The 24,846-nt window shown below is 34.8% G+C and carries 20 protein-coding genes and 1 pseudogene; 13 read left to right on the top strand and 8 right to left on the bottom strand.

Features of this window, described 5'->3' with window-relative positions; translation table 11 throughout:
• Positions 1–130 precede the first annotated feature (130 nt).
• From EKM02_RS13310 to EKM02_RS15165, 3 genes are all read right to left on the bottom strand, one after another.
• Entirely contained in the window at positions 131–1,315 is a 1,185-nt protein-coding gene (locus tag EKM02_RS13310) for an MFS transporter (protein WP_126455922.1), read from the bottom strand.
• A 143-nt stretch (positions 1,316–1,458) separates the two neighbouring features.
• Positions 1,459–1,995: a lipocalin family protein gene (locus EKM02_RS13305; protein WP_126455920.1), complete on the bottom strand. Its 537-nt coding sequence runs from the start codon at positions 1,993–1,995 to the stop codon at positions 1,459–1,461.
• A 149-nt stretch (positions 1,996–2,144) separates the two neighbouring features.
• Positions 2,145–2,270 carry a hypothetical protein gene (locus EKM02_RS15165; RefSeq protein WP_255416291.1) on the bottom strand — a complete coding sequence of 42 codons (126 nt, stop codon included), beginning with the start codon at positions 2,268–2,270 and terminating at the stop codon, positions 2,145–2,147.
• A 144-nt stretch (positions 2,271–2,414) separates the two neighbouring features.
• On the opposite strand from EKM02_RS15165, the gene EKM02_RS13300 reads away from it, so the two are divergent.
• Complete coding sequence (locus tag EKM02_RS13300) at positions 2,415–2,945, top strand: GNAT family N-acetyltransferase (RefSeq protein WP_126455918.1); 531 nt, start codon at positions 2,415–2,417, stop codon at positions 2,943–2,945.
• 108 nt (positions 2,946–3,053) lie between these two features.
• Here EKM02_RS13300 and EKM02_RS13295 read toward each other — a convergent pair whose 3' ends face one another.
• Positions 3,054–3,611: a DUF4494 domain-containing protein gene (locus EKM02_RS13295; protein WP_126455916.1), complete on the bottom strand. Its 558-nt coding sequence runs from the start codon at positions 3,609–3,611 to the stop codon at positions 3,054–3,056.
• 242 nt (positions 3,612–3,853) lie between these two features.
• Between EKM02_RS13295 and EKM02_RS13290 the strand changes: the two genes are divergently transcribed.
• From EKM02_RS13290 to EKM02_RS13275, 4 genes are all read left to right on the top strand, one after another.
• Positions 3,854–4,489, top strand: coding sequence for a TetR/AcrR family transcriptional regulator (locus EKM02_RS13290; protein ID WP_126455914.1), 636 nt, complete (start codon positions 3,854–3,856; stop codon positions 4,487–4,489).
• Between the two features lie 70 nt (positions 4,490–4,559).
• Positions 4,560–5,891 (top strand): TolC family protein, encoded by a 1,332-nt coding sequence (locus EKM02_RS13285; protein ID WP_126455912.1) that lies wholly within the window; start codon positions 4,560–4,562, stop codon positions 5,889–5,891.
• Positions 5,892–5,901: 10 nt separating this feature from the next.
• Positions 5,902–6,981, top strand: a complete 1,080-nt coding sequence (locus EKM02_RS13280) for an HlyD family secretion protein (RefSeq protein ID WP_126455910.1) — start codon at positions 5,902–5,904, stop codon at positions 6,979–6,981.
• 65 nt (positions 6,982–7,046) lie between these two features.
• Complete coding sequence (locus EKM02_RS13275; protein ID WP_126455909.1) at positions 7,047–8,630, top strand: MDR family MFS transporter; 1,584 nt, start codon at positions 7,047–7,049, stop codon at positions 8,628–8,630.
• Between the two features lie 23 nt (positions 8,631–8,653).
• On the opposite strand, the gene yaaA is transcribed toward EKM02_RS13275, so the two are convergent.
• Positions 8,654–9,412 carry a peroxide stress protein YaaA gene (gene yaaA, locus EKM02_RS13270; RefSeq protein WP_126455907.1) on the bottom strand — a complete coding sequence of 253 codons (759 nt, stop codon included), beginning with the start codon at positions 9,410–9,412 and terminating at the stop codon, positions 8,654–8,656.
• A gap of 171 nt (positions 9,413–9,583) precedes the next feature.
• Here yaaA and EKM02_RS13265 point away from each other — a divergent pair, with 171 nt between their 5' ends.
• Positions 9,584–10,111: a GNAT family N-acetyltransferase gene (locus EKM02_RS13265; protein WP_126455905.1), complete on the top strand. Its 528-nt coding sequence runs from the start codon at positions 9,584–9,586 to the stop codon at positions 10,109–10,111.
• Between the two features lie 81 nt (positions 10,112–10,192).
• Positions 10,193–11,431, top strand: coding sequence for an NAD(P)/FAD-dependent oxidoreductase (locus tag EKM02_RS13260; protein WP_126455903.1), 1,239 nt, complete (start codon positions 10,193–10,195; stop codon positions 11,429–11,431).
• A 119-nt stretch (positions 11,432–11,550) separates the two neighbouring features.
• On the opposite strand, the gene EKM02_RS13255 is transcribed toward EKM02_RS13260, so the two are convergent.
• Positions 11,551–13,083, bottom strand: a complete 1,533-nt coding sequence (locus EKM02_RS13255; RefSeq protein ID WP_126455924.1) for a SulP family inorganic anion transporter — start codon at positions 13,081–13,083, stop codon at positions 11,551–11,553.
• Positions 13,084–14,124: 1,041 nt separating this feature from the next.
• Here EKM02_RS13255 and EKM02_RS13250 point away from each other — a divergent pair.
• The 4 genes and pseudogenes from EKM02_RS13250 (at position 14,125) to EKM02_RS13235 (ending at position 17,495) form a co-directional block, all read left to right on the top strand.
• Positions 14,125–15,702, top strand: coding sequence for a SulP family inorganic anion transporter (locus EKM02_RS13250; protein WP_126455901.1), 1,578 nt, complete (start codon positions 14,125–14,127; stop codon positions 15,700–15,702).
• A 66-nt stretch (positions 15,703–15,768) separates the two neighbouring features.
• Positions 15,769–16,581 (top strand): patatin-like phospholipase family protein, encoded by an 813-nt coding sequence (locus EKM02_RS13245; RefSeq protein ID WP_126455900.1) that lies wholly within the window; start codon positions 15,769–15,771, stop codon positions 16,579–16,581.
• A gap of 199 nt (positions 16,582–16,780) precedes the next feature.
• Positions 16,781–17,149, top strand: a pseudogene (locus EKM02_RS13240) (class I SAM-dependent methyltransferase); the annotation flags it as partial.
• Positions 17,150–17,171: 22 nt separating this feature from the next.
• Positions 17,172–17,495 carry a TraR/DksA family transcriptional regulator gene (locus tag EKM02_RS13235; protein ID WP_126455896.1) on the top strand — a complete coding sequence of 108 codons (324 nt, stop codon included), beginning with the start codon at positions 17,172–17,174 and terminating at the stop codon, positions 17,493–17,495.
• Between the two features lie 8 nt (positions 17,496–17,503).
• Here EKM02_RS13235 and EKM02_RS13230 read toward each other — a convergent pair whose 3' ends face one another.
• On the bottom strand, positions 17,504–18,694 hold the full coding sequence (locus EKM02_RS13230; RefSeq protein WP_126455894.1) for an MFS transporter: 1,191 nt from the start codon (positions 18,692–18,694) through the stop codon (positions 17,504–17,506).
• Positions 18,695–19,198: 504 nt separating this feature from the next.
• On the opposite strand from EKM02_RS13230, the gene EKM02_RS13225 reads away from it, so the two are divergent.
• Positions 19,199–20,617, top strand: a complete 1,419-nt coding sequence (locus EKM02_RS13225; RefSeq protein ID WP_126455892.1) for an adenosine deaminase — start codon at positions 19,199–19,201, stop codon at positions 20,615–20,617.
• 279 nt (positions 20,618–20,896) lie between these two features.
• Here the strand turns inward: EKM02_RS13225 and EKM02_RS13220 are convergent, their stop codons facing one another.
• Positions 20,897–23,365, bottom strand: coding sequence for a zinc-dependent metalloprotease (locus EKM02_RS13220; protein ID WP_126455890.1), 2,469 nt, complete (start codon positions 23,363–23,365; stop codon positions 20,897–20,899).
• Positions 23,366–23,712: 347 nt separating this feature from the next.
• On the opposite strand from EKM02_RS13220, the gene EKM02_RS13215 reads away from it, so the two are divergent.
• Complete coding sequence (locus EKM02_RS13215) at positions 23,713–24,774, top strand: alkaline phosphatase D family protein (RefSeq protein ID WP_126455888.1); 1,062 nt, start codon at positions 23,713–23,715, stop codon at positions 24,772–24,774.
• Positions 24,775–24,846: the final 72 nt, after the last annotated feature.

The following is a 24,846-nucleotide window of genomic DNA, read 5'->3' as shown; positions in this document are numbered from 1 at the left end:
CCGCTTCACATAGCGTGTTTCTTCATGTTTTTCCATTAGGATACTTTTTGTGTATCGCTATTTCAGGACGGGACATAATTTCAAAATAAAAGCGCACAGGTAAAATACTTTGCGCTTTTTTCTCTGCTTTTCAATTCATTGTCCTTTTTTGCACTTTGTCTTTGCGTTTATAAGTAACTGCATAAACAGTTAATGCTAATAAAGACAAAATAATACAACCCAAAGTAACGGCCTCCCAGCCTCCATATTTCCATAACATCAAACCATAAGCTGAACCTGCCGCAGTTCCTAAAAAACTAAACGACATATACACGGTGTTCATACGGTTTCGTGCCTCTGGAAGTATTGAATATACACGGGTTTGATTTGAAATATGAACACTTTGTAAACCAATATCAATACAGACAATCCCTGTAATTATTCCGATAATACTTTGTCCTGAAAAATAAAAAATAACAAAACTGACTAACATCAATAAACTGCCATATCCCACAACAACTCTAGAACTGCCTTTGTCTCCGATTTTACCTACTAAAGGCGCCGCTAATGCTCCGGAAGCGCCCACCACGCCAAAAAGACCTATTGTTGCGCTATTAAAATGAAAAGGATCATCAGAAAGCAACAACACCATTGTGGTCCAAAACGCTCCAAATTGAGCAAAACAAAACACATTCATCACGGTTGCTTCTCGCAATAACGGTTGGGTTTTTATCAGAGAAAAAAGCGATTGAATTAATTGCGCATAAGTTCCCTCGAATACTGGTTGGTTGAATGGAAATTGCTTGTAGATTACAAAAAAAATAAACAAACATATTCCGGCGGCTATCCAAAACATGGCTCGCCAGCCCCAAATATCTCCAATAAAGCCGCTAAGGGTTCTAGATAATAATATCCCCACAAGCAAACCACTCATAATGGTCCCTACCACTTTACCCCGTTCTTCCGGCTTACTTAAAGAGGCAGCCAAAGGTAAAATCAATTGTGGCACTATAGAAGTAATACCAATAAGTAATGAAGCAATTTCTAGCACCACAAAACTTTGGGCAGTAGCCGCAATAATCAAGGCTATTACTGAGGCAAAAGTGGTGATTAAAATCTGTTTTTTACGTTCAATCTTATCGCCAAGCGGAACCATAAAAAAAAGTCCAATGGCATACCCTGCTTGCGTCAGGTAGGTTATTGTACCGGAATCCGTTACGGGGATTTTAAATTCGGCTGCTATTAAAATAATTAAGGGTTGGCAATAATAGAGGTTAGCAACGATAAGTCCTGTGCAGGCTGCCATAAACAAAACACTTGATTTGGATAAATTCATGTGGCAAAAATACTATTCTAATTTTTCCTGAAAAAATTAATAAATTTTTTTTTTCATACATTCCTGCACAATTTACGTCTTCAATTGGAACGTACTAAGTACCAATTATTGAAAATAAGCAAGTACGTTTTCAATTGTATCAATTAATTGTGTTGGACCCAAATGAGTTGTGAAGTATTGTAGCCAAGGTCTTGTGCTGTTTTTAGATACGCCTGTTTTATATTTTGAGGCATTGTTTTATCTCGTGAAAGCAACCACAGATTCTTAATGCTTTCCCCCGCAACCAAAACATATTTATAATCCGAATCAAGTGCTATAATGGTGTACCCTGAATAAAATGGACCAAAAAAAGAAACTTTTAATTTTCCGGTGTTTGAATCGCCCACAAACTTAACCCTGCCTGTAGCTGCCACGTATTTGTTCTTTATAAAATTAAATCCCCGATTTATCATTTTAAGACTTTCATCCTCATTGAGTGAGTATTCAGCTGTGGTATTGTTTAAATTTTTTTCAAAAACAAAATCCAGCCGTGCAATTTCGTACCAGTTGCCTAGAAATTTGTCTTTATCAAAATTTTGTATTGCCTTTACCTTTTTAGGTGTAGAATGGCACAGATTCATTACGAATAAAGTTACTGAGAGCAATGTTAGACTTCCTAAGGCCAGAATTTTCTTTTTCATGATCTATCTTTAGATATCAAAATTCAGAAATAAAAAACTGTAAATCAATACAATTTAGAATACTTTAGGATTTGTTTTGGGTTTTTCGCGCAAATAATTTACACCCTCATTAAACAGAAAAAACGTATTTTATCTATTGACAAATAATGTTAGATTCCCACCACCGCTATCATTGTTAAATTTGACTCTAGTTTAATTTCAGGAATAGCTGTAGTCTTTTTTTTATTCAACTGTTCTGTTCTGTCATTCCATAAATGTTCCAGAAGTTGATTCATTTGTACTCTACAGCTTCTTTTGAGTATAAAAAAATACTCTTTTATAGACCAAAGCTAAAAAAAAACGAAAAATAAAACCTAATTTAGTACCCTTTGTAAGCGGCAGAAATACTTTAGCGAATACCCTAAAAAACTTAAATTACGATGATCAAGTATCACTTTAGAAAAGCAGAACCCTCTGAGATATCCCCAATATGGGAGATATTACAACAAGCTATCATTCGAAGAAAAGAAGACGGCAGTAATCAATGGCAAGACGGTTACCCAAATCCAGAGGTTTTACAAAAAGACATTGAAAAAGGGGAAGGATTTGTTTTGGTTGAAGGAAAAACCATTATTGGTTATAGCGCGGTACTAATCAATGACGAACCCGCTTATGAGAAAATTGAAGGGAACTGGTTAACCAATGATGATTTTGTTGTACTGCACCGCGTATCTATTGCTGAAAAGTATTTAGGCAAAGGCTTGGCTAAAATGATTCTCAGACACATTGAGGATTTTGCGGTAAGCAACCTCATTTACAGCATAAAAGCAGACACTAATTTTGACAACATTGCCATGATAAAAATTTTTGAAAGTTCAGGTTATACCTTTTGTGGCGAAGTATATTTTAGAGGAAGCCCACGAAAAGCATACGAGAAAGTCTTGGCTAGACAGAACCAATTGGAATTATAAAAAACTTAGTATTAAAATTTAAAAACCGCAAATTCGCAGATAAAAACAGTTAGCAACGGTTTCTATAATTTGCGAATTTACGGTGAGTTTTATTTAATACAATTTGTCTTAAACTGCAACTTCTTCTTCAAGTGCGGTTTCAAATTCCATGTGATCTTCTATCTCGACAGTTGCTTCCGGTTTAGAGGCTTTGATTGCATTGAACCTTTCTAATTGTTCCAATTCTCCTTCTTCTCCACTGAAATACGGAAAAACATCCATAATAGGAGATTCTGAAATAGCAGGAATCGTATAATCTCCCATCGTGCCTTTCATCACACTGATAGTATTATCATAAGCCTCTTTTACCTCATTGGCTTGCACTAATAAATACATATTGGTCTTGCGTTCTTTGCCACTTTCTTCGTCATAGGCGAGTAATGAAACTTTAGATCTAAACCAGCGATCTGCATTTTCAAAAGGATGAATCTCGGCATAATTAGCCACTTTTATATTCGTGATTTTGAATTCTTCACTGATATACGCTGACATTTCTTCATTAATTCGGCTTTCGGCTTCTGTGTAAGATAACGCATCTACCAAGTAGGGTTCAGTCGTAATTTTTTGACCGCCGGTTTCATCTGTTTTTCTATATTTTACTTTGCATTCGTACCAAGTTGTGCTCATTTTATTTTATTTTTAGGATGTCAAAGATAGATTTTAAAGGAAACTAAATTTACTATTCCTAAAATAGATATTCACAATCTTAGATAGAAGTCACCGTTCCCGAAACCTTCCTTTTTGAGACTATCAAAAATAAAAAAACCGTTCGGCTTTATTTAAAATGTTAAAACAATGTTAAATAAAAACCAAACGGTTGTTTAATTTAAACGCTTGTTTAGTTTTGTTTTTGAAAAAATTAAATTCCATTGAAACATAATTTTAACGACAAACAAATTCAAATCCTGGAAGTTGCAGAAACTCTTTTTGCAGAAAAGGGATTTGACGGCACTTCGATTAGGAACATAGCAAAAGAGGCAAAAATCAATATTGCTATGGTTTCGTATTATTTTGGGTCCAAAGAGCGACTACTGGAATCGCTTATAGTGTACAGAACTTCAGATCTTAAAAATCAATTAGAACATTTATTGCTGGAAGATCTGGAACCCCTTGACAAAATCAATAAGCTGATTGAACTGTACATCAACAGAATCAATAGTAATCGAGGGATTTATAGAATTTTACACTTTGAATTCCCCTCCAAAAAAAGCAAACAAAATCTTTCGGTTTTTTCAGAATTAAAAAAGGGAAATCTAAAATCCCTTGAAATTATAATTGAAGAAGGCCAGAATAAAGGCATTTTCAGAAAAGATGTTATTATTCCGCTTATCACTCCCACAATTCTGGGCACTTTTTTTCATTTTCACATGAACAAACCTTTCTTCGAAAATTTATTAAACTTAAAAACAGAAGATTTATACAATAATTATATCAAAACCAATTTGACAACGCACATTCAACAAACTGTAAAGGCACTTCTGATCCATGAAATGAGCGCCCCATAAATGCTATGCAAAAAATAATAAAGACCTATGCGAATTCCATATTCCTATAAAAAACAAAAATTATCTACGTATGAAAGTTAGTCCATTCATGCTCATTGTGATTTTCTTCATTGGAATTTCATCTGCAGCAGCGCAAGAAAAAACAAGTTTAACATTGTACGAAGCCATCAATTTGGCTTGGACCAAAAGTAATGAAGTTACGCTAGCCAATACAAAAGTAAAAACCAAAAAGTACGAGCTGCAATCCACAAAAAACAATCAATATCCTGATTTGAAACTTTCAGGACAATACCAAAGATTGGCAAATGCTTCTGTTAATTTCAAACTCAATCAAAATAATACAGGAACTCAGGAAGCACTTCCAATTGTCAATCAATTAATGATTGGACAGTTGAATGCCAGTGTTCCGGTTTTCGCAGGTTTTAAAATTCAAAATAGCATCACCGTTTATGAAAATTTGTATCAGGCAGAAATGGCTACGGCATTGCAAACAAAGGAGGAAATTGCGTTGCGGGTGATTGATTATTATGCCAGTTTATACAAAGCCCAGAAAACAATTGAACTGCTAAAAGAAAATCAAAAAAGTGCGCAACAGCGGGTAAACGATTTTATAGCCCTTGAAAAAAATGGAATTATCCCCAGAAATGATTTGTTAAAATCCCAATTACAGGCTTCGAAAATCCAATTGTCATTAGACGAAACAAATAATAATTTAAAAATCATCAACTTTTACCTGGTTACGCTTTTAAAACTAAATCCGGACACAAAATTAGAGATTCGAGAGCGTGATTTTGCCGATTTTCAAATGACTAATATCCCTGAAAATGAATTACCTGCACTAGAAAATCGGAAGGATTTAGAAGCCCTTCGGTTTCAGGGAAAAGCCAGTGAAGCCAATATAAAAATAGCAAAAGGGTCGTACTATCCGGCCATTGCATTAGTTGGCGGGTATACGGCATTAGACCTGAGCAATGTGATTACGGTGCAAAACGCGATGAATATAGGCGTCGGGCTTTCGTATGATTTGAGTGCCATTCTAAAAAACGGAACTTTAGTGCGGCTGGCCGAAAATAAATTTTTAGAAGTCCAAAACTCTGAAGCCATACTAACAGATTATATTAAAATCCAAGTTCAAAAAGCGATTGAAGATTATGATTTAGCTTTAAAACAAGATGTTGTATATGGACAAGCGCTGGAACAATCTTCTGAAAATTACAGAATCATCAAAGATAAATATGATAATGGTCTTTCGGACACCAATGATTTACTGGAGGCTGATGTAGAGCAATTGAGTTCTAAAATCAATAAGACTTTGGCCAAAGCCAATACCATTCAAAAATATTATGAGTTACTATCGGTAACCGGCCAATTATCTCAAACCTTCACTATTTCAAAATTATAATATACCTACCATGGAAAACAAAAAAACAAATACAAAATTTATCATTATCCTAGTGGCATTGGTAGTTTTAGGTGGGACGTACGGAACTTTTAAATACCTGCATTCACAATCTCACGAAGAAACTGATGATGCGCAAATTGAAAAAAACATGAACCCAATTATCCCAAGAGTTTCAGGATATGTGGATAAAGTGTACATCAAGGACAATGATTTTGTAAAGAAAGGCGATACGCTTTTTACCATTGACAAAAGGGATTACCAGTTAAAAATTGAAGAAGCACATGCTGCAATGATTGGCGCTGAAGGTAATTTTGAAGTTACTAAAGCTGATATAGGAAGTGCTTTAGCCAGTATTTCTGTTTCGGATGCCAATGTACGATCTGCAAGTGGTAATATCGAATCCGCAAAAATAAGATTGGGACGCATAACCAGTGATTACAATCGATATGATAATTTATACAAAAGCCATTCGATCACAAAACAACAATACGAACAGGCTTTAGCCGCCAAACTGGAAGCTGAAAGTCAAGTACGCGTGTTACAACAACAAGAAAGAGCCACTGCCTTTCAAAAATCAGTTATTATAGCTAAATCTAAAGTTTCAGGTAAACAGACAGAAGTGGCTGCAGCCAATATACAAAGAGCAAAAGCAATGCTTGATGCCGCAAAATTAAATTTAACCTACACTGCTATCACTGCTGCTATTGATGGTCAGGTATCAAAAATTGATATTCAGCCGGGACAACTAGTGCAACCAGGGCAATCCCTATTTTATATTATCAACAACAATGAAGCATGGGTAGTTGCTAATTTCAAAGAAACGCAACTCAACAAAATGGTTATTGGCCAAAAAGTAATCGTAAAAGTAGATGCGTATCCCGAATATGATTTCAAGGGAACCATTACTTCCTTTTCCCCAGCAACAGGATCCCGTTTCTCCTTGTTACCGCCAGATAATGCCACAGGAAATTTTGTAAAAACCATTCAAAGATTACCTGTTAAAATAAGTTTGATTTCAACAAATGACCCTGAAAAAATAAAATTACTGCGTCCGGGAATGAATGTAGATGTTGATGTACATTTAGATTAAAGCTGTTTTTTTGAATTAAAAACGGCACCTCTTTTAATAAAATGATAGTTTACACTTTAGTATAAATGGTACAAGCAGGAGAAGACGATTTAGTAGAATATGGCTACAGACGAGTTCTTATTACGATCACAGCAGTACTTTGTGCTTTACTTGAAATCGTAGATACCACTATCGTCAATGTGGCACTTACAAACATGAGAGGAAGTCTGGGTGCCACATTAAATGATGTTGCTTGGGTCATTACTGCTTATGCTATTGCAAACGTGATTGTAATCCCTATGACCAGCTGGCTTTCACAACAATTTGGAAGACGAAATTATTTTGTGACTTCCATTATCATTTTTACAGTAGCCTCTTTTTTGTGCGGCAATGCCAATAATATATGGGAACTTATTACGTTTAGATTTATTCAGGGTTTGGGCGGTGGTGCTTTATTAGTGACCGCACAAACCATTATAACGGAGAGTTATCCCATTGCAAAACGAGGTATGGCACAGGCTATTTATGGAATGGGAGTTATAGTGGGACCTACTTTGGGTCCGCCATTAGGGGGTTATATTGTTGACAATTTCTCTTGGCCTTATATTTTTTATATCAATATTCCCATTGGTATCATAGCTACTATTCTAGCTTTAACTTTTGTAAAAAGTCCTAAATATGGAGAAAAACTAAAAGCCAAACAGGTGGATTGGTTGGGGATTTTTCTGTTGACCGTATTTATTGGTTCTTTGCAATATGTTCTAGAACACGGACAACAAGATGACTGGTTCAACAATATAACAGTTATATTCTTGAGTACGGTATCCGTTTTTGGCTTAATATTATTCATTTGGAGAGAAATGACCTATAAACATCCTATTGTCAATTTGAGGGTTTTAAAAGATGGAAATCTAAGAATTGGTGTCATAATGTGTTTCATATTAGGCTTTGGTCTTTATGGTTCCACCTTAATAATTCCAATTTACACCCAAACCATTCTAGGCTGGACCGCTACAGATGCAGGATTATTGCTTATTCCGGGTTCAATCACCACTGCTATTATGATGCCCATTATTGGTAAACTAATTCAAAGAGGTGTTCCGCAAAGTTATATGGTGGGTCTTGGATTTTTGATTTTCTTTTTCTTTACGATGATGATGCACAACAGCTTGACTCCTAATACGGGAGTTGAGCATCTGTATTGGGGATTGATTTTAAGAGGAATAGGATTGGGACTGCTATTTGTACCCATAACTACACTGTCACTCTCCACCTTGAAAGGAAAGGATATTGGCGAAGGGGCAGCCTTTACAGGAATGATGCGCCAATTGGGAGGTTCATTTGGAATAGCAATTATCACCACCTTTATCACGAGATTTGGTCAGGAACACAGAGTAAATTTGATTTCAAATTTAGATGCCAGCAAGTTCGAAGTCCAACAACGCGTTATAATGTTGCAAAAAGGGTTTATGTCAAAAGGATTTAGTGCTAATGAATCGCTGAAAAAAGCCTATCAGGTTATTGATTATTCAGTGATGAAACAAAGTACCGTTTTATCGTATATGGATATTTTTCTGTATCTGGGAATTATGTTTCTGTGTTGTATTCCAATCATCTTTTTTATCAAAAGAGGAAAAAACAAAATCAATCCTGCTGATGCCATGCATTAATGAAGAGCCGATTAATCGCATCTCTATCGGGTAAAAACCAAATGATTGCCCTCCGATAAATTTGCATCAAATTGATAGCTATCATAATTGAACCCTTTCAAATCTTCAATCGTTTGAGCATCCGTATCAATAATATAACGCACCATCATTCCCCTTGCTTTTTTGGCAAAAAAGCTGATAATCTTTAATTTTCCGTTTTTGTACTCTTTGAATTCCGGGGTAATTACAGGAACTTTCAACGCCTTGACATCAATTGCCAAAAAGTATTCCGTGCTTGCAAGATTGACAAACAATTCGTCTTCTTTGAGCTCTTTATTTAAAGCTTTTGTAACGATTGGTTTCCAAAATTCATACAGATTTTTGCTTTCGCCAATGGGTAATTTGGTGCCCATTTCCAATCTGTACGCCTGAATTAAATCCAATGGTTTCAGCAAGCCATACATACCGGATAGGATTCTTAAACGCTCTTGTAAAGCTTCTGTTCTTTTTTCTGGAATCGAATACGCATCTAATCCAATGTACACATCACCATCAAAAGTAAACACAGCCGGACGTGCATTTGAAGTGGTAAAAGGTGTTTTCCAATCTTGATTTCGTTTCCAGTTCAAATCAGCTAACTTATCTGAAATACTCATCAAAATTGATAAATCAGCAGGCTTCATCTCTTTTAAAACTTTGTGGATTTCTCGCGACTCTTTTAAAAACAAAGGTTGGGTGTGCAACTCCGTAGGTAGCTGTTTCTCTAAATTTAACGACTTGGCTGGCGATATTACAATTTTCATACACATTACTCTTTCGAGCACTTTTTATTAATTCTCCCAAAAGTACTAATTGAAATCAAGAAATCAAGAGCCTTTAAACTAATTTGTTTAATAGTGTACTAGAGGATTTAGTTTAGCAACCTTTTTTTTGGTATTTTTGAGTTTAAAAAATAACACAAAGAGTAGGCCAACATGAATCTAATTGAAATTAGAAAAGCTACAATCGCTGATCTTAAAGAACTACAAAAGATAAGTATCCAAACATTTACAGCGACTTATGCTGCTGTAAACACCCCTGAAAACATCACTAATTACATCGAAAAAAACTTCAATGCAGTACAATTAACAACTGAAATAAATAATCCCAATTCCCTTTTTTATATAGCCATTTCAAAATCAAATATCGTTGGATATTTAAAAATAAACATTGGTGATGCTCAAACGGAAAATATAAACAAAAATGCTTTAGAAATACATCGGATTTATGTTTTACAAACTTTCCACGGTAAAAACATTGGGCGACTGTTGCTGAACGAAGTGAAAAAGATTGCACAACGCACTGGCGTTGATTATATTTGGCTTGGTGTCTGGGAAGAAAATCACCGAGCCATTCGATTTTATACTAAAAATGAATTTGTAGTATTTGACAAACATATTTTTACCTTAGGAAATGACGAACAAACTGATTTAATGATGCAATTTCAAATACAGCAACAATAATCAAAATCTAAATTGTAGTTTCTTTAAGTGACACTAAAACGCTTTTTGGCCTATTTTTGTGCCAAATATTATTAATAAGCTATGAAACAGGATGTAATTATTGTGGGAGCGGGATTGGCGGGATTATCCGCAGCAGTTCATTTGCACCGTCAGGGTCGAAAAGTACTTCTTCTGGAAGCCAGTGATCGCGCGGGCGGAAGAATAAAAACGGATTCCCATGAGGGCTTTCTTTTAGACAGAGGTTTTCAAGTACTGTTAACGGCTTATCCAGAAACACAGTCATTACTTGATTACAAGGCTTTGAATTTAAAAAAAATGTTACCCGGAGCCACCGTGCTGTATGACGAAGGAAGTTTTGAAATTGCAGATCCATTCCGAAGACCGTCAGCGGCACTTGCCACTCTTTTTGCTCCCGTTGGCACTTTAAAAGATAAAATAAATACACTTTGGTTAAAAAATAAACTTCAAAAATTAACAATTGACGAAATTTTCGAACAACCAGAACAAGCTACCAGCAAACAATTGATTGATTATGGTTTTAGTCCAAAAATGATTCAACGTTTTTATGCGCCTTTCCTTTCTGGCATTTTTTTAGAAGACGAACTGCAAACTTCCAGCAGAGTGTTCGATTTTGTGATGAAAATGTTTTCGGATGGTGATGTGGCCGTTCCTGAATTAGGAATGGAAGAAATCCCAAAACAATTAGTTGCCATGCTTCCAGAAGGCAATATTCAATGCCATACACTTGTAACAGCTATTAATGAAAATACCGTAATTACGGCAGACGGAACCGTTATCGAAGCCAACCAAATCCTTTTGGCTACGACCGCAAACAAACTTACCCAAAAATTCTTTCCGAAACAAAAAATGACCTCGCGTCAGGTAACCAATATATATTTTGAAGCTAACGAGGCGCCTACTGACAAAGCGGTTGTAGTTTTAAATGCCTCTACTAATAAAAAATGGGTGAATAATATGACTGTGGTCTCCAATGTTTCTAAAGCCTATGCGCCAGAAGGAAAAGTGCTTATATCCGTTTCCTACAATGGAATCCCACCTATTGATGATGCGACTTTGGCTGCAAACATGAAACAAGAGCTGAAACAATGGTATGGTGAAAAAGTAAGTTCGTGGAAAATTCTAAAGGCGTATCGCATTGACTATGCTTTGCCTAATCAGGCAAGTGTGCGAAATACGATTGCTGTTTCGGAAATAAAAATATCAGATACGCTGTTCATTTGTGGCGACAACTTACTCAATGGTTCTATTAATGCTGCTCTGAAAACAGGACGATTAGCTGCAGAGGCGATGAAAGTATAACTTATTATAAAAATACGAAGTAAGATTATCGCTATATTTTTAACGATTGTAATTCGGATAAAGATATAAAATTAGCGAATCTGTGGCTATTCTTTTTTGAGTTGCTTCAAGTTGTAAAGCTAATCAACAACAACTTTATAAGTAGGATCTTCCAAAATATTTACGTCAATTACGCTATCCGCGTTTTTTAATAACACTCTGCAATCTTCGCTTAAATGTCGCAAATGAACCGTTTTATCGACTTTTGCATACCGCTCTGTAATTTTATTTACAGCATCGATAGCACTCATATCGGTAATTTTACTTTCTTTAAAATCAATAATGACTTCGTTTGGATCATTCAAAATATCAAATTTTTCCAAAAAAGCGGTTGTTGAAGCAAAAAATAAAGGCCCATAAATTTCGTAATGCTTCACTCCTTTATCATCTAGGTATTTTTTAGCTCGAATTCTTTTTGCACTTTCCCAAGAGAACACTAAAGCCGAAATGATGACTCCAATTAATACCGCTAAGGCTAAATTGTGTAGGACTATTGTAATTAGCGCTACTAAAATACCGACAAAAATATCGTGTTTTGGCATTTTATTAATGATTCTGAAACTTGCCCATTCAAATGTTCCAATTGCTACCATAATCATGACACCAACCAGAGCCGCCATAGGCAACTGTTCAATTATTGGAGCACCAAACAAAATAATTACAAGTATGGTTAGTGCAGCAATGATTCCCGATAATCGCGCTCTGGAACCCGCCGAAAGATTAACTAATGTTTGTGCAATCATAGGGCAACCGCCCATTCCAAAGAAAAAACCATTCAAAATATTAGCACTTCCTTGGGCGATACACTCTTTATTTCCTTTGCCTTTTGTTTCAGTTATTTCATCGACTAAATTCAAGGTCAATAATCCTTCTGTCAATCCCACAGAAGCCATGATTAATGCGTAAGGAAATATTATTTGTAACGTTTGCAGGTTAAAAGGAATATTAGGAATATGAAAAGGTGGAAAACCGCCACTTACGGAAGCGATATCCCGCACCGTTTTGGTCTCGATTCCAAAGAAAAAAACCAGTCCAAATACCACAATAATTGCCACTAATGAAGATGGAACTGCTTTTGTTAGTCTGGGTAGCAACACCACAATTGCTATTGTCAATGCAACTAATCCTGCCATAATAAAGAAAGAAGTTCCAGAAAGCCATTCGCTTTTACCATTAACAAAGGTTTTGAATTGATCCAATTGCGACATGAAAATAATGACGGCTAATCCATTTACAAAACCAAACATAACGGGCTGTGGTACCAGTCGGATAAATTTTCCAAGTTTAAAAAGCCCTACTAAAATTTGTAAAATTCCTGCCAAAGCAACTGCTGCAAGAACATATTCTATTCCATTTGAATTCATTAAAGCTATTAGAACAATTACTGTTGCTCCTGCTCCTCCGGAAATCATTCCCGGTCTTCCTCCAAAAACGGCTGTAATCAATCCCGCAATAAAAGAAGCATATAAGCCCATCAACGGAGGAAAACCAGCTACAATAGCAAAAGATAATGATTCCGGAATCATAGTCATAGCCACCGTTAAGCCTGCTAAAATTTCTATTCGGTAATTGACTTCTCGTGAAAAATCAAATAAATTAACTACTTTTTTCATAAAAATGATAATGGATTCAGGTAAAATTTTACCCATGGTAAAGATTTCGAAAAAATTAATTTTCTTTTTTATAACCCCAAGATTTTCAGAAAATAATCCTAACAGAGTATCATATTTGGATGTCATTTTTTTTCTTGGGCGTGCAAAAATACTTTTTTTTGCCATTTTATGCAAACGCAAATTGAAGATTGTTAAATTTGATACAATAAACTATTATAATTTAAAAAAATATTGGCTGTCCTTGCTAGCAAAAAAAAATTGTTTTAGCAATAGTATTGCTATGATTCAGGGTCTATCAACGACAAAAAGGGAAACCAAAAATTGTTAAGCAATAAAAATAAAACAATGTCGCATTTTTTTTATCATATAAGTCAAGTAAGTTTAAGTTTCAATTGTGTTAACCTTATGTAACTTAAACAATCATTAGGTCATTTAAGGTTTAATTCTTATGTGACTTACATGTTAAATATTATTTCACTCATTTTTTAGTATAACATTAAATAGATCCAACTACTTACTCCAATAACAAAAATGGTTTCTATTTTTTTCTGAGTAACAACTAAAAATTAGGGCTTCATTGAAACTTTATTTTGTGGTTAACGGAAACAATATAATTTTTTGTAAAAATGCTTATTACAACTTATGACCAGCTGTAAAATGACAAAAGAAACGATATATTATCCAAATACTATTGCTATCGATCGCGTTTAACTCCCGAAAAGGTTTACCTCCTGACTGTATTGTCTTATCTTTCTTAATGTTTAGTAGTTTCTTTTGATAAAAAAACCTAATTTTGCACCATATTTATGGAACATATTACTCATTTTATTCCTGTTACTCCGCCTTGATTTACTTTCTTTAAATCAGAGGTTTTAGATACCCAACAATTTTAGGACGTTATTACATTTTAAATAGTACGTTTTTGTTGTTACACTATCTGATTTATATTCTACCAAGTCCAAGGATTAGTCACTACACTTTTTTATTAATTTTTTTTTAGCAATTTCATTATTTGAGGTTGTCCTTTATTTACGTTACAATATGAAAAAAGTATTTAATTTATTTGATTTATCGCAAAAGGTAAATTACAAGACCGAGATTTTATCTGGTTTTACAGTGGCTTTAGCTCTAGTTCCTGAAGCTATTGCTTTTTCAATGCTTGCTGGATTTTCACCTTTAACCGGTTTGTACGCTGCTTTTATTATGGGTTTAGTTACTGCAATACTTGGCGGTAGACCTGGAATGATTTCTGGTGCAACTGGAGCTATTGCTGTTATTTTCTTGGGATTGATTTTAGAATTAAGAGGATCGTTTCCCGGAATTACCACTGAAACAATTTTGCAATATGTTTTTGCGACAGTAATTATTGCGGGCTCATTACAAATAATAGCAGGCGTTTTAAAATTAGGTAAGTTTATTCGGCTGGTTCCTCATCCGGTAATGTTTGGTTTTGTCAACGGATTAGCAATTATTATTTTTATGGCTCAGCTTCCTAATTTTTATCAAAAGGGAACAGATAAGTTACTGCAAGGTATTGCCATGCCAATCATGGTTGGTTTAACGGCATTGACTATGGTTATTATTTGGGGTTTACCTAAAATCACAAAAGCGGTTCCCTCCTCACTGGTAGCAATTTTAGTGGTTTCAACTATTGTAATTGGTTTTGGAGTTGATACGATGAATGTGGGTGATACATTAAATGCAGGGGAAAGCATTCAAGGAGGTTTCCCGCCATTCAGCTTTCCAAGTATTCCTTTTGATTTTGCGACCTTAAAAATTATTTTTCCATACGCTTGTATTGTTGCAGGAGTTGGACTGATTGAAAGTTTATTAAGTTTAAATCTGATAGATGAAATTACAGAAACTCGAGGCAATAGTAACAAAGAATGTATTGCACAAGGAGCTGCTAATATCGCCTCTGGATTTTTCTCTGGAATGGGTGGATGTGCAATGTTAGGACAAAGTTTAATTAATATTTCAGCAGGTTCCAGAGCACGATTAGCTGCTATCGTCGCCTCTATTTCTTTACTCCTTTTTATTATGTTCGGTTCTAGTTTAATTGAACAGTTACCTATGGCGGCTTTAGTTGGTTTGATGTTTATGGTAGCCATTGGTACTTTTGAATGGGCTAGTTTGCGAACTTTTAAGAAAATGCCAAAGTCTGATGTGATTGTAATGGTGCTTGTAACCGTTATTACCGTGGTCACTCATAATTTAGCTGTTGCCGTTTTAATTGGTGTTTTGCTTGCTACTTTGGCGTATTCTTGGGAAAATGCCAAACGTATTCGTGCTAGAAAAACTGTAGATGAATATGGAATTAAGCATTATGAAATTTATGGTCCATTATTTTTTGGATCGGTGCAAGGTTTTGCTGAAAAATTTGATGTTCTTAATGACCCAAACGAAATTATAATTGATTTTAAAGAAAGTCGTGTAGCGGATATGTCAGCAATTGAAGCTTTGAATGTAATTACACACCGCTACTACAAACAAGGGAAAACAGTTCACTTGCGCCATTTGAGTAAAGACTGTATTCTATTATTAAAAAATGCAGAGGCCATTATCGATGTGAATATTATGGAAGATCCAGATTATAAAGTGTTAATCAAATCTGTTTAAATACAAAAAACCACCTAAAGCAAGATGCTCAGGTGGTTTTTTTAATTCTAGTTTAAACAATTTTTTATGATAATGAAAACTAAATCAAAAAAAATAGGTTTGGCACTATCCGGAGGAGGAACTAAAGGCATTGCGGAAGCAGGTGTTTTGAAATTTCTAGACGAGCAGCATTTAGTTCCCAATCAGATAGCAGGTACTAGCTCTGGTGCCATTGTAGGAGCCATGTACGCTTTTGGAAAAAAACCAGAGGAAATTTTAGATTTCTTTAAATCGGTATATTTCTTTAGCTGGAGACATTTTACGTTGAAACGAGGTGGTATGTTAGACAGTGAAGCTTTTAAAAATTATTTTGAAGGAGTCTTTGGAAAAGCTACCATTGGTGATTTAAAAATAGAAACACAAATTACGGCTACCGATTTAGTAACAGGAAATTTAAAAGTTTTTGACAACAATACTTTGATTGTAGAGGCAATTTTAGCTTCAACAGCAGTGCCCGGAATAGTATCTCCTCACGTAATACAAGGTAAAATATACAGCGATGGAGGAATTTTAAACCATTTTCCAACCGATTTATTAATTGGTAAATGTGATTTTTTGATTGGAGTATATGTGAGTTCCTTGGAGATCGTAGGTCCAGACCATCTAAACTCTTTAAAAGCAGTAACTTCCCGTGCCTATGATTTACTATCATCTCAGAATGATTTACTAAAATTTAAACTTTGTGACTGGCTCATCCAGCCTTATGAATTGTCCTCTTATCGCACTTTTGACACAAGTAAATTAAAAATGGATGAAATTTTTAATATTGGATATGAAGCGGCAAAAGCATCTTATGCGGTCATAAATACTTCAGAAGAGCCGATGCAGAAAACCTCTTAAACTTTCTTTTTTGTGATAAATGATGGTCAATCGTTTCTTGGTTCTCATACATTTTGGAATAAAAAAGCATTAGACTGTTTTCCTTAAATTGATACTTTGGAAAAGTTACTGGTCACGCATTGCCAAATTCCAATATTAACTATTATTTATGTACTGAATTTATCAGTGTTTTCACTAAAAATTTGGTGACACAGGACTTTGTCTTTTGCATTTCATCGCTAGTAATGAAACGGATTTAAATACTGATCCGTGGATTCATAAATATATATTTCCTAGTGGATTGATTCCCTCCTTATCCCAAATAGGAAAAGCAATGGAAGAAAAACTCGTCTTAGAAGATTTGCAAAATATTGGTTTGCATTACGATTATACACTAATGGCTTGGCAGGAAAATTTTAAAAATTCATGGAATTCCCTAAAAACAGAATACGATGAAACCTTTTACAGAATGTGGATATTTTATCTTTCTATTTCAGCCGCTTCCTTCCGTTCACGACGATTAAATCTTTGGCAGCTTGTGGTAACTAAACCCAGTTTTCAAAAAGAATACAAATCAATACGGTTTTAGGACTTATCAAACAAAATAAATTATGAAAAATAGCGAAATAAAAGAAAAGTTACTTTTAGAAATAGAAAAAACAGAGAAAGCAATTACGGATTATAGCGCATTGGCCAAGCCCGAAGCTCCCGATGTTGCTATTGGCCGTATATCGCGTATGGACGCTATTAATAATAGAGCAGTAATGGAAGCGGCATTGCGACAAGCAGAAGATAAACTGCTTAAACTTAAAGCAGTTTTAGAAAAATTAGGAAGCAACGATTTTGGAATATGCCTAAAATGTAGAAATCCAATACCAATTGGCAGAATCCTGATCCGGCCAGAAAGTTTATATTGTGTAAATTGCGCTAAATAGAAACGGAGTTAGCGCACTTTAGCAGAAAGCTTAAAACTTAAAATAATAATACCTATTACGATGCCCGCAGTTACAAGCATAATGGTTGAAAACGAAAAATTATGATCGATAAAATAACCAAATACTGGTGGGCCTAATGCGGTGCTTAATACTAACATTGTACTAAAATAACTTCTTATTTTTCCTAAATTACTTTTCCCATATACTTCTACCTGCATGGCCGTTTTGACAGTACTTCCCAAACCAGATGATATCCCTAATAAAGTGTAAAATAACGGAAAAACCCATTTATGATCTATTAAAGCGATCACTAAAAGAGCTGCCACTGTTGGAATGAGATACAAAGGAAATAATTTAATCCCAGAATAACGATCCACTAAATTACCTGAAAATAATAAAGAAGCTGCGCTAAAAACAGCAAAAAAAGCAAATGAAAAGCTAACCCAAGCAGCATCCCAACCCTTACTCTGGCCAATAGTAAATTGATATAGAAAAATAGCTGTACCTATAAATGGAATAACAAAAATATTAGAAGCAATAAGCCAAAATTGAGGACTTTTTAAATACCGCTCTTTTGGAATTACTTTACTTGTTTTAGCAACGGTATTAACTTCAGCATCATCCATATTCCCAATAGTCCAAATTGTAGGTAGCACTACTAACAAAGCTAAAACAACCAAGTACAATAAACTATATTGCCATCCAGTAAACGCAATTAATGGAACAACCAGTAAAGGTAAAAAGAATTGTCCGGCAGGATTTCCTAGCGCAGTAAAACCTAATGCCTTTCCGCGGTTAGAGTCAAAGTATACTGCTATTCCAGTTGCTGCAGTATGCGTCATTAATCCTTGTCCAAAAAACCGAACCAAAAGCAATCCTATCATTAAAACAAAAAGAGTATTGGCTTGAGACAGTATAATAGTAGACATAATTAAGCCTGTAAAAACAATGAAGCTAAAATTTCTTAATGACATACTATCTATAAATCGGCCTGAAATTGAAAGTAAGCCAGCAGAAATAATTGTTACAGAGGCATATAAAACTCCGAAGCTCGCATTTGAAATCTCAAATGAAGTGATCCAAAAAGGAACAAATAAAGAAATAAAAAAAGTTTGCCCAAAAGAAGAGAAAAAATTAAATAAAAAACCAAAATTTAGTAAGCGCTTATTCTTACCTACAAACCTAAACCAATCTTTCATTTATTATTATTTTAGACGCGAAGTCCATCTTTATAGTTTATAATTGTGCAATAATAGTATCGTTTTGCAATTTAAATCCAAATCTTTCTATTTCATGCGCCACACATTAAAATACAAATTATTCCTTTTGACTTTATAACGTTTAAAAATTTTTTACTCTCTTTTTTTTAATTCGAAGGTCTAAATATTTTATTGGAAGATTTTATTTCCTTGGATAGCTATTAGTTTTTTTGGTTGGCGAAACTCAATTTTAAAATGCAAAAATACATTTCATTAACGAGTCTCTACCCTATTACTCGCTTTTTAACACACTGCAGGAAAGTTGTTTTCTGTAGTGAATACTCAAATAAATTAATGGTTTCATCTAACAGTTAATGAAAATGCTTAATTTTGGCAAAAACAAACCTTTTTTTCTACAAATAACCGTTTAAACGCTGCATCATTCAAAACAAAGATTACTTTTTGAAGCAATGACTAGCAAAATACAATCAATACCATTAAAATATGAAATTAGTATATACTTTATTCTTCGCTCTTCTTATAAACTCAAGTTACTCGCAAGGAACGAACGACTATTTTGAAAAAATCAGAAACAATGAAGCAAAATTAACGGCGTTCTTTTCCCAAATGCCAAAAGGTGGTGATTTACATCATCATTTTTCAGGTTCCATTTACGCCGAACCTATTTTGCAACGCGCTATTGCAGACGATTTTTATCTCAATATTGAAACAATGGATGTGTTAAAAGAAAAACCAGCAACGGGAAACTGGCAACTATTTTCGACACTAGAAAATAACGGAACATTAGAAGCATATAAGCAAAAAATCATGCAAAAGTGGTCTGTAAAAGACTATAATGATGTAGATTATCCATCCGACAAGTTGTTTTTCGAATCATTTATGAAGTTCGAACCGGCCATTAAAGGGAATTTTGGACAAGGATTATTGGAACTTAAAAACAGAGCTATTTCAGAAAATGTCAGTTATATTGAAACCCAATTGTCTACAATCCCAACAGATATGAATACCGATGATTTAACAAAATTCAATTCCAGATTACGAAAATCAGCAGTAGCAAAAGATGAAAAAGCAATTTTAACCACACTAGATTCTGTTTACAGCTCTTTATTAAAAAAAGGCGCTGAATCTTACGCAAAAGATTTCAATACTAACTTTGTAGCAAGGCTTCACAAAGACCTCAACATTGACGACAAGCAATTTACGATGCGGTATCAAAATTTTGTATTACGATTTATGGAACCCGTAGATTTATTCAAAAATCTGGTAATCGCATTCATATCTGCAGATGAAAGTTCACTGATGGCAGGAGTTAACATTGTTTCTCCGGAAGATGGCGAAACCTCGATGAAGGATTATTGGTTACACATGCTAATGTTTAAATACTGTCATTCCCGTTATCCAAATGTAAAATATACAATGCACGCCGGCGAGTTGACGCTTGGTTTGGTACAACCAGAAGAGTTAACGTGGCATATTGGATCAGCCGTTTATACTGCAGGAGCCAACCGTATTGGGCACGGAGTAGATATGGCCTACGAGAAAGATTCGTATAATTTGCTGCGTTATATGGCAAAGAAAACCATTCCTATCGAAATCAATTTAGTAAGCAATGAGTTTATTTTGAAGGTAAAAGAAAGCCGTCATCCATTGACTTTATATAAAGAATTTGGCGTGCCAATCGTAATTAGTACGGATGATGCCGGGATTTTACGCACGAATATGACCGAGCAATATGTCTTGTTAGCCAAAAGATACAAAGATGTTTCGTATTCTGATATCAAGCAATATGTGTACAACAGCATTACTTATAGTTTTATAAAAGAAGCTTCAGTCAAAAAACAATTGCTTCAAGATTTAGATTCCAGATTTAAAACTTTCGAAGCTAATTTTCCTTTGAAATAAATAGTCTAAGTAGTTGGACCTATTTCATGTCATACTAAAAAAGGAGTAAAATAATATTTAACATATAAGTCATATAAGAATTAAACCTTAAATGACCTCATGATCGTTATAGTTACATAAGGCTAACACAATTGAAACTTAAACTTACATGACTTATATGGTAAAAAAAAGCAACATTATTTTATTCTTATTGCTTACTTCAATCAAGATTTATTTTTATTACACAAAAAATCCGCTACAGTAGCGGATTTTTTGTGTAAAATAAAATTTACATTCTGATTATTTTGGATTTAAAATCAATTCAATTCTTTTAATCGCGTCTTCATAATGGTATCTTGTTTCTGCATTTACAACTCTGGTTTTAGCAACTGCTAAGGTGGTTTTTAATGCATTCAACTCGCCTCTCACCAATCCTCTCACATCGGACTGAGCCACATTATAATAGTCAGAAGAACGTCCGGATTTAATTTCTTCTTTCATCAGATAACTCATTCTTTCAATGTATGCGCGTTGCAAATTTCTTCTGTAAATAGTCACATTCGAAGCGAAATTGGCTTCTTTCCAAATTCCTTTACGCATATCACTCAATAAATCCAATGCTTTATAATTAGTAGTTCCCATTATTTCCGCATCCATCAATCGACCAATTCGTTCAAAACTCAACATAGCATTCAAATGTCTGGCTTGTAAATTTCGAAAACGTTCTGTGTAACCGGAGTAATCAGTGTTTTTCAATGTACTTACATTCACCAACCACGTTGGAGAAGTAAAAGCATTGGCTTGTAACCATTGCATGGCTTCTTGTTGTTTTGCTTTTGGTACAATTTCATAAATATTTCCGGTTTGGTTTGGCTTTTTGGTTGTTTCATAAACACCGCCCACATTCGTTACCACATGTCCCACATATCTACTCCAGACATCCAGCATTTCTTTGTATAATTCTTCTAAATCCTCATAGTTATTAGTCACATCACTCGTCCATTCTGATAAATGAGAAGCTACATATTGCAAGTTTTTAAGTCCGTATGAACTTGCTTTCATGGAATTATTTCCAATATCTTCCGTTTGTGAAGTTGGATCAAAACTACTACTTTGTTTCCCATATTTATAAACAGGGTTTCCTGCTTTTTCCATAATCCATTGGTCTAAAATAGGCACTTCTACTTCCGGAGAAGAGGCATTAGGAATGACTCTATAGCCCCAATTGGTAGCATAATGATCGTAAGGCCCCATCTGACGTATGAAACGAATGTCTTTATCTCCAGGTTGAGCGATATAATTAAAACGGGCATAATCCATCAAACTCGCTGCAATTCCATTTTTTTGAGTAAAGGCACCGTCTCTGTAATTTTCAGTATCATACGCACAACTCGCTCCCATATTATGAGGAAAACCAAGCGCATGCCCTACTTCATGTGCAATAACCATGCGCATCATTTCACCCATCTCTTCGTCAGTGGTATTCAAGGTTCTTGCTGAAGGATTTGCTGCTCCGGTTTCTAACAAATAACGGTTTCTGTAGGAACGCAAATGATTGTGGTACCAAATCACGTCACTCTCGATAATTTCTCCCGTTCTGGGATCAGAAACACTTGGCCCAACCGCATTACGCGTCGTACTCGCTACATAACGAATCACAGAATACCGAATGTCTTCCGGGCTAAAATCAGGATCCTCGTCTTTATTAGGCGCGTCTTTGGCAATAATTGCATTTTTAAAACCAGCAGTTTCAAAAGGCTTTTGCCAATCTTCAATTCCTTGTTTAATGTATTTGCGTAGTTTTTCAGGCGTGGCAGGATCTAAATAGTACACAATAGGTTTGATGGGTTCAACCAGTTCACCTTTTGCGTAAGCGACAGGATCTTTTGGTTCCAATTTCCAACGGCGGATATAGGTTTTACTGTCGGATTTCAATTCATTACTTCCATAATCAATCTGGCTCATGGTAAACCAACCCACTCGCGGATCTGCTAATCTGGGTTGCATCAGCTTTTCCGGCAACAGAATCATCGATTGATTCATTTGGATGCTAATTGTTTCTGCATCTTCCTGAACAGGCGGTTTAGATGCATTGTAAGTAAAATCCTGAACCACTTCAATATTCATAGGATAACTTTTCATCGTATTGATAAAACTACGGGATTCATCGAGACCTTTTACTTTATAGGTTTCTCTCATTTCACTAGATAAACCACTGATTGATTTAACGTCAGTGCTATAAAATTTAGTAACATCAATAACGGTATTTAACGAATCTTTACTAAATGCTACAATATCAAAAGCAAATAAAGTAGGTTCATAATTATTTGATTTTACTGAAATACTAATGGGTAAACTGTCATTGGCAACGGCACTAAATGATTTTAATTTGATCAGAATTTTGTCCTGAAAACGATGCCAGATAATTAATTGTTCATTGGTTTCGGAACCCGCATTTACATATCCGCCTCCTAAATTAGCCGGTAATTTAGCCAACCTACTTACCAAAAGCATGTCTTTATCCAAGTATTTATTCGGGATTTCAAAAAAATATTTTTTGTCCACTTTGTGTACCATAAACAAACCTTCGTCAGAAACGGCGTCTTTCGTAATCACCTTGCTGTATTCTTTGATGGTAGCTTCTGGTTTCTTTTCTGGAGGAGGGGCTACAGTGGTGTTTTTATCTTTTTTTCTTTTCGATTGTGCAAATTGGGTTGTAGGCACAAGCATTAATGCTGCGATTGAAGTTAAAATGAAAAATTTCTTCATTAATAGGTTTTTTATTAGTTAATCAATATCAAAAATAAATTTTAGCACATGTAAATTACATATAATCTATTAGTTTAACTTTTAATTAACAGCCAACCAATCTGTTTTTAGGCAATATAGTAACAATACGTTTATAATGTGATTTTAGTTAGATCTTTTTTTTTTATTACATTTGAAAAGATTTTTTTTTATAATTAAGTTTAAAATTATTACTCAAACCTATATTTTTAATTGTCACCGTCTAAAAAATACCTTCTAAAAGTCACCATGTGATTTGTAGAGAAGCATTAATTTTTTTGGACAACCAATCTCCTTTTAAATACAATTATAAAACAAAACAATAAAAAATGATTCAAAATAATCTCTTTAAAATACCCTTGTTTTTAGCAGCTTTAACATTGCTTTCCTGCAATGGTTACTCGCAAAAGAACCTTTCAAAAATTGCTTTTGGATCGTGTTCAAACCAAAGTAATTCCCTGTCTATTTTTGATGTCGTGGTAAAACACCAACCAGATTTATTTATATTTCTTGGAGATAATATTTACGGTGACACTGAAAATATGCACATACTGCAAGCCAAATACGAGCAATTGGCAGCTAAACCTACTTTTCAAAATTTGAAAAAAAATATGCCTATCATAGCTACTTGGGATGATCACGACTACGGCCAAAATGATGCAGGAAGGCATTATCCCAAAAAGAAAGAATCAAAAGAACTTTTTCTTAATTTTTTTGAAGAACCTATAGCTTCCGAAAGACGAAAACACGAGGGAATATATACCTCTTATTTGTATGAAACTAAAGGCAAAAAAGTACAGATTATCCTGTTAGACAACCGTACTTTCCGGGATGATTACAAGCTATATAATAACGAATTTAAGGATGACAAACGTTATTTTTACTCCTTGGACTATGCACCAGTACAAAACCCGGATTCCACATACCTAGGAGCCGAACAGTGGAAATGGTTAGAAACAGAACTACAAAAACCAGCTGATCTTCGCCTAATTGGTTCAGGATCCCAGTTTGGGATTGAGTACAACGGGTATGAAGGCTGGGCTAATTTTCCACTGGAGCAACAAAGATTATTAGATCTAATCAAGAAAACCAAAGCAAACGGTATTTTGTTTTTGACCGGAGACGTTCATTATGGTGAAATTTCTAAACTTACAGAACCCGAATTATATCCTATTTACGACTTTACCTCCAGCGGACTTTCCTCCACCTGGTACTTTGCGACACCCAACAAAAATAGAATTGAAGGCCCTATTATGGATAACCATTTTGGCTTATTGACAATTAATTGGAAAAAGAAAATTCCTGAAATAAAAATGGAAATTTGGGATGTCAATAATAATCAACGTGCAGAATACACAATTGGGCTGGATGAAATTAGTTTTAGAAAATAAAGAAAGGCGACGAACCGAGCCCGCATGGCGAACACGTGGTATCTATAAACAAAAGAACCCCAGTCTTTTCAG

The sequence above is a fragment of the Flavobacterium sp. RSP49 genome (assembly GCF_003968735.1).
GTDB lineage: Bacteria > Bacteroidota > Bacteroidia > Flavobacteriales > Flavobacteriaceae > Flavobacterium.
Note: the sequence above shows the minus strand (reverse complement) of the source record. Positions and strands in the feature narration are given on the sequence as shown.

Bases quoted from the DNA above. Each gene is read 5' to 3' on its own strand.
- EKM02_RS13285 (WP_126455912.1), top strand. From the start codon at position 4,560: ATGAAAGTTAGTCCATTCATGCTCATTGTGATTTTCTTCATTGGAATT.
- EKM02_RS13250 (WP_126455901.1), top strand. From the start codon at position 14,125: ATGAAAAAAGTATTTAATTTATTTGATTTATCGCAAAAGGTAAATTAC.
- EKM02_RS13310 (WP_126455922.1), bottom strand. From the start codon at position 1,315: ATGAATTTATCCAAATCAAGTGTTTTGTTTATGGCAGCCTGCACAGGA.
- yaaA (WP_126455907.1), bottom strand. From the start codon at position 9,412: ATGAAAATTGTAATATCGCCAGCCAAGTCGTTAAATTTAGAGAAACAG.
- EKM02_RS13300 (WP_126455918.1), top strand. From the start codon at position 2,415: ATGATCAAGTATCACTTTAGAAAAGCAGAACCCTCTGAGATATCCCCA.
- EKM02_RS13265 (WP_126455905.1), top strand. From the start codon at position 9,584: ATGAATCTAATTGAAATTAGAAAAGCTACAATCGCTGATCTTAAAGAA.
- EKM02_RS13235 (WP_126455896.1), top strand. From the start codon at position 17,172: ATGAAAAATAGCGAAATAAAAGAAAAGTTACTTTTAGAAATAGAAAAA.
- EKM02_RS13215 (WP_126455888.1), top strand. From the start codon at position 23,713: ATGATTCAAAATAATCTCTTTAAAATACCCTTGTTTTTAGCAGCTTTA.
- EKM02_RS13280 (WP_126455910.1), top strand. From the start codon at position 5,902: ATGGAAAACAAAAAAACAAATACAAAATTTATCATTATCCTAGTGGCA.
- EKM02_RS13295 (WP_126455916.1), bottom strand. From the start codon at position 3,611: ATGAGCACAACTTGGTACGAATGCAAAGTAAAATATAGAAAAACAGAT.
- EKM02_RS13245 (WP_126455900.1), top strand. From the start codon at position 15,769: ATGATAATGAAAACTAAATCAAAAAAAATAGGTTTGGCACTATCCGGA.
- EKM02_RS13305 (WP_126455920.1), bottom strand. From the start codon at position 1,995: ATGAAAAAGAAAATTCTGGCCTTAGGAAGTCTAACATTGCTCTCAGTA.
- EKM02_RS13220 (WP_126455890.1), bottom strand. From the start codon at position 23,365: ATGAAGAAATTTTTCATTTTAACTTCAATCGCAGCATTAATGCTTGTG.
- EKM02_RS13225 (WP_126455892.1), top strand. From the start codon at position 19,199: ATGAAATTAGTATATACTTTATTCTTCGCTCTTCTTATAAACTCAAGT.
- EKM02_RS13255 (WP_126455924.1), bottom strand. From the start codon at position 13,083: ATGAAAAAAGTAGTTAATTTATTTGATTTTTCACGAGAAGTCAATTAC.
- EKM02_RS15165 (WP_255416291.1), bottom strand. From the start codon at position 2,270: ATGAATCAACTTCTGGAACATTTATGGAATGACAGAACAGAACAGTTG.
- EKM02_RS13275 (WP_126455909.1), top strand. From the start codon at position 7,047: ATGGTACAAGCAGGAGAAGACGATTTAGTAGAATATGGCTACAGACGA.
- EKM02_RS13260 (WP_126455903.1), top strand. From the start codon at position 10,193: ATGAAACAGGATGTAATTATTGTGGGAGCGGGATTGGCGGGATTATCC.
- EKM02_RS13230 (WP_126455894.1), bottom strand. From the start codon at position 18,694: ATGAAAGATTGGTTTAGGTTTGTAGGTAAGAATAAGCGCTTACTAAAT.